1 protein-coding gene is annotated in these 266 nt (G+C 68.4%); it reads right to left on the reverse strand.

What is annotated here, in order from left to right; translation table 11 throughout:
- Positions 1-266, reverse strand: a 266-nt coding sequence (locus ACFWPJ_RS25240) for a SidA/IucD/PvdA family monooxygenase (protein WP_378854862.1), incomplete at both ends; no start/stop codon positions are given.

The following is a 266-nucleotide window of genomic DNA, read 5'->3' on the forward strand; positions in this document are numbered from 1 at the left end:
TGATACTCATGCCGTCGGCGGTGAGATCGGTGCGGGGGCCGTCGGCGTAGACGAAGCCGACCTGCCACTGGTCACCGACGGCGTTGCCGCCGTGGCGGATCTGCTCGACCCGGCCGAGCACGAGCTCGAGGTCGATCGACTTCGCGACCCACTGCAGGTACTTGGCCCACACGTGGTGCTGCGGGCTCGGCCTGCCGCGGTCGATCCACTCGGCGTAGGTGCCGTGCTCGATCAGGAACGAGGTCCAGCTGAACGCGGACATCGCC

The organism is Nocardia sp. NPDC058497, assembly GCF_042720195.1.
Classification (GTDB): domain Bacteria; phylum Actinomycetota; class Actinomycetes; order Mycobacteriales; family Mycobacteriaceae; genus Nocardia.